Source organism: Vibrio sp. 10N.286.49.C3, from assembly GCF_041469545.1.
GTDB lineage: Bacteria > Pseudomonadota > Gammaproteobacteria > Enterobacterales > Vibrionaceae > Vibrio > Vibrio tasmaniensis_A.
The window spans coordinates 1-3,887 of record NZ_JBFRKT010000077.1; the positions used below are offsets into that span (position 1 = coordinate 1).

The following is a 3,887-nucleotide window of genomic DNA, read 5'->3' on the forward strand; positions in this document are numbered from 1 at the left end:
GAATTACGCAACAAAGCCCTACCTAGATAAAATTTTTAGGAGTTGGTGGGTTATGCCAAAAAACAAAAATACGCGAAAAAAGAAACCCTCGAAAAGCGGTAAGAATAGAACAGCTCTGTTGGACCATAAAAAAGTCGGATCTGAGTTGCAACCCAGTTTTGCACAGTTAGGAGATAAAGTGACTTTTTCTTCATGGTCAAATGAACGTCTTCCTGAAATGTTGTGGGCTGCGATTATTCGGGTTATTCAGGACCAAGATTTTGCAATTGCTGAATTCAGAAGAGTGATTAGCTTTGTCTCGAACCATGCAAATAAAGAAAGTTTATCCGATCTCTCTATTACTGGCATTTCAAAGTTAGATGAAGGGCTACGTAATGAGTTTTTGGATTTTCTATTGTCGAACCCTAAAACCGCTTCAGCCTTAACTGTTTTGAAATTATTTAAAGACTTGCCTGCAAAGGATTCTTGGTTGAAATTTTTACCTTATACCGAGCCAGAAATTAATGTATTGATGGCTGCGATTGGAATGTGTTTACCTCATCAATCACAAGAAGCTACGGACTGTCGTTGGCTAAAGTTAATGCTGATGGTTGTATCTGGTAAATTTCGTGCACCACAAGAAATGGTCGAAACATGGGTTAACTATCCGTACGAAGGAGATCAACGTAGCATTCGTCCATCCATCCGTTCATGTGAAATGGCCTTCAACCCAATGGTTGAGCAAGATTTGACTTGGTCAAATAAATTTTGGGCAGAGTCATGGGAAAATACTCCATGTTTGGAGTTGACTCCTGAAAGTAACACTAATTCGAAGACTTGCTGTTGCAATTTAGAAGAAATTCATAAGCTTCGAGATGAATTGGAAAAGCACTGGGGAGACACTCACTCTACAACGGGAGTTGATGCTAAACATGATGGTGTTTTTGGTATAGCGTTTTACGCGCTATCGGTATTGAGTGAAATCGTATCGATTGGTGTTAGCACTGGCATTCTAGCAAGGTTGGGGCTACGAACGATTTTAGAAACACATATTAGTCTAAGATATCTAATTCAAAAAAATGACGATCAACTTTGGACCAAATGGCGAACCTATGGCGCGGGTCAAGCAAAGCTAAACGCATTAAAGTTTGACGAACTCGTAGAGCCACCAAAATTTATTAATACTGAGACGCTAGAATCTATTGCTGGCGAGGACTTGTGGGAAGAATTCATTAATATAGAACTTGGAAGTTGGAGTGGGGCTGACTTAAGAAAATTGAGTGAGAAAGCGGGGTTAAAGTCTGCTTATGACCAATACTACTCCTGGTCTTCTACATATTCTCATGGAACTTGGGGGGCGATTAGGGAGGTATGCTTTAATACATGTGGTAATCCACTGCACCGTTTACATCGATACCCTAAAGAGTCGACCCTGCCTGATACTGTTCAAGATGCGTGTATTTTAGTAAACGAAATATTAAATGACTTAAGTGTTGCTTACCCCTCATTCGGTCCGCGCTTGTTAGAAGAAGATAGCTAACCAACTGTTAAAAATGATTCGCAATGTGTGGAGGCCTTGCCATGCATTGCGTATAAAACCTTACTATACGAACTATTGAGGTTGTGGAGCGTGGAAATGAAAATCGAACAAAAACAAGAAGGTATATATCCTTTAAATATAGAACTTCCGTCTTTGAAGTCCCTGTTTATAGAAATGTACTTCGGTGAACAACTGTTAAGTACTGGCACAGCTACTTTGATTTCGAACTCACAGGAATCTCACTGTGCCTTAGTAACCAATAGACACAATGTAACTGGCAGACACCAAGAAACGGGGGAGTGTCTAAGTTCTACTTTAGGTGTCCCGGATAACATTGTCATTCATTTTCACTGTCCAGGGGAAAATATTGGTGATTGGATTAAAATCAAGCTTCCGTTGTATCGGAAGGATGGTGCTCCTTTTTGGGTTGAACATCCTAGGTTAGGTGAAAAAGCAGATATCGTCGCTCTAAATTTAAATTGGGGTAGTGATGTGCTTAAAATTCCATATTATCTTAAATTAGACCTCGATCGGGTTGGTATGGTGGTTAGCCCTGCTGAACCCGTAAGTGTGATAGGTTTTCCTTTTGGGATGTCAACTAGTGGAAAATTACCTGTTTGGGCTACTGGATTTCTAGCTCAAGAGCTTAGCTTGATTTCGGAAGATGATCCTGTTTTCTTAATTGATTGTCGAACAAGGCAGGGCCAGTCGGGCTCTCCAGTTATAGCATTTAGAACGTCGGGTTATCGAACAATAAAAGATAATCGTATTAGTACTAGCTTGTCAGGTAATGTAGCTTGGGAGTTCCTGGGTATATACTCCGGCCGTGTAAATGCGCAATCAGATTTGGGTAGAGTTTGGCATGTATCTGCTCTTGAAGAACTGCTAATGGCGGCAGAGCGTGACTACAATACACGCAATAGTACAAACGTTGAGATTATAGGGAAATAACTTCAAGTAACATTCGATACGGGTAGCATTTATGTGCTTGGTGAATTTAGTTACGGGCAAGACTCAAGGGTATTATATTACGTGGCTCACTATTCAATCGGCTAGTGATGAAACCAAATTTGGAGTTAAATAGTGGATATAGATTACGCGTACATTAAACAGGTTCTAAGCGAAATTAAAGATGCTCAGGAACCTTATGCGGACTCAAAGAAGTTGTATATGAAATATTTAGATGTGGATGACGATTCTAGGAAGGAATTTATTTTTCATTGGCATTTGATCGTAGAAAATGGACTTGTATCCACAAACAAAAATCCCATTTATGACCTCAAAAGTAGTGGCTTGGTTTCATCTCCACAAGCTCCGATGAAATTTATGCTGGTGCCACCACCGATAAGACTTACAAGCTCTGGTATCGAATTATTGTCTTCGCTTGAAGAGCCGAAAGTTCTTGATGTGATTGTAAATAAATTCAAGGGTGAGGGGTTCTCCGCAATCGTAGATATCTCTAAACAGTTAGGTATGAAAGTTTTGAGTAAAAAACTCGAAAGCATTGACTTTTAGAGTACTAGCTTAAAAGAACTAGCTGGGGTTGAATGATTATCTCTTTTGTTTATAGTCAGTTAATAGAACCGGAGAGATAACAAATCAAAATTCTGGAGAGCGAGTGACGTTACCATGTGTGGGGGTTGCACCTGATTTTATTTGAATTTGGTGGGCACCCAAGGCTTCGCTGGCATGCGGCGACCGCCACGAAATGGCAACGGATGCTCCTTAGGTGGGTAAAACTTTGGGGAATCAATTCGACCGTGGCGTTCGACGAGCTGACGATGTTCGTCGCGCCAATACGCAAAACTGAGCAATTCTTTCGGATTAAACTCGCGTCGTTCAGGCGTGATCAAGGTGGCACGGTCAAAGTGCACCTTAAATCCATTCCAACGATAGTCTAAAGGCAAATAACCGCGAGCGTGGATGTTCATCAATTTTTCGGCCATCGGGTTCACAGGGACTTCACCTGAGAGCCAACGCTGGACCGTGATTTTTCCTCCTCCTAAAGTGTGTTTGTAGTAGAAAGTCTCTGGAAACGATGACGCGTGAGCGCAAAAATCAGAGACGTGAAAACCAAGTATAGCCAACAATATCAAACTCAACGTGCATAAACGTGCAGCTAAAAGCCATAAAACCCACGACATTAAGGACTTAATTCGGCGTGCGTGCAAAATCCACAAGGACTAAGATACTGAAACCCCTCAGATTTCAATCTCCTTAATGTCAATCCCATTTTAAAATGTCCTTATTTGTCCCCAATAGAAATGTCCCCTTGTTAAGTTTTCGACTGGAAGCTTTGAAGGGTTCGGTGAGGACGGGGTTGATGGTTCGACTGGAAGCTTTGAAGGGCTCTTTGTTGTGCACGGCG

4 protein-coding genes are annotated in these 3,887 nt (G+C 41.2%); 3 read left to right on the forward strand and 1 reads right to left on the reverse strand.

Features of this window, described 5'->3' with window-relative positions; translation table 11 throughout:
- The 3 genes from AB4180_RS21815 to AB4180_RS21825 all read left to right on the forward strand — a co-directional run.
- Positions 1-1,519: DUF5677 domain-containing protein (locus tag AB4180_RS21815; RefSeq protein WP_372081985.1), on the forward strand; the 1,519-nt coding region annotated here is incomplete at its 5' end.
- Positions 1,520-1,615: 96 nt separating this feature from the next.
- Entirely contained in the window at positions 1,616-2,470 is an 855-nt protein-coding gene (locus AB4180_RS21820) for a trypsin-like peptidase domain-containing protein (RefSeq protein WP_102250336.1), read from the forward strand.
- Positions 2,471-2,689: 219 nt separating this feature from the next.
- On the forward strand, positions 2,690-3,034 hold the full coding sequence (locus tag AB4180_RS21825) for a DUF2513 domain-containing protein (protein WP_241909284.1): 345 nt from the start codon (positions 2,690-2,692) through the stop codon (positions 3,032-3,034).
- Positions 3,035-3,171: 137 nt separating this feature from the next.
- On the opposite strand, the gene AB4180_RS21830 is transcribed toward AB4180_RS21825, so the two are convergent.
- Positions 3,172-3,663: a phage protein gene (locus tag AB4180_RS21830; protein WP_241909519.1), complete on the reverse strand. Its 492-nt coding sequence runs from the start codon at positions 3,661-3,663 to the stop codon at positions 3,172-3,174.
- Between the last annotated feature and the right edge of the window lie 224 nt (positions 3,664-3,887).

Bases quoted from the DNA above. Each gene is read 5' to 3' on its own strand.
- AB4180_RS21820 (WP_102250336.1), top strand. From the start codon at position 1,616: ATGAAAATCGAACAAAAACAAGAAGGTATATATCCTTTAAATATAGAA.
- AB4180_RS21830 (WP_241909519.1), bottom strand. From the start codon at position 3,663: ATGTCGTGGGTTTTATGGCTTTTAGCTGCACGTTTATGCACGTTGAGT.
- AB4180_RS21825 (WP_241909284.1), top strand. From the start codon at position 2,690: ATGAAATATTTAGATGTGGATGACGATTCTAGGAAGGAATTTATTTTT.